The organism is Streptomyces antimicrobicus (assembly GCF_020532625.1).
GTDB classification, from domain to species: domain Bacteria; phylum Actinomycetota; class Actinomycetes; order Streptomycetales; family Streptomycetaceae; genus Streptomyces; species Streptomyces antimicrobicus.
On the sequence record NZ_JAJAUY010000275.1, the window covers coordinates 1 to 572 of the forward strand.

Genomic DNA, 572 nt, shown 5'->3' on the forward strand with positions numbered 1-572 from the left:
CGGGATCTCCCGCTCCAGGTCGAAACCGGCCGCCGCGGCCTGCGCCAGGGCGGCGGGCAGGGCGTCCTCGGTGGTGGCGGTCACCGGGAGGTCGGGGGCGTGCTGCGCCGCGTCCAGCACGATCTGGACGGGGTTGCCGGCCACCTCGCGGAAGACGGTGCGCAGGCTCTCGTGGCGGGCGACCACGTCGCCGAGCGCGGCGCGCAGCGCGTCCGCGTCCAGCTCACCGGTCAGCCGCAGCGCCAGCGGCAGGTTGTACGCGGCGCTGTCGCCGTCGAGGCGGCCGAGGAACCACAGGCGCTGCTGGGCGTAGGAGACGGGCAGCGGCTCGGGGCGGGCCATGGCGACCAGGGCGGGACGGGCCCCGGCGGCCTGCCCGAGCAGCCCGGCCAGGCCGGCCGGGGTGGGCTGCTCGAAGAGGGACCGGACCGGGAGCTCGACGCCGAACTCGGTGCGGATCCGGCTGATCAGCCGGGTGCCGAGCAGGGAGTGCCCGCCGAGGGCGAAGAAGCTGTCGTCGGCCCCGGCCTGCGGGATGCCGAGGACCTCCGCGAACAGGCGGCACAGTGCGG

At 76.9% G+C, this 572-nt stretch carries 1 protein-coding gene; it reads right to left on the reverse strand.

Going from position 1 to position 572, the window contains the following annotated elements; translation table 11 throughout:
• On the reverse strand, nucleotides 1-572 hold a 572-nt coding region (locus LG632_RS30025), incomplete at both ends, for a condensation domain-containing protein (RefSeq protein ID WP_226731085.1).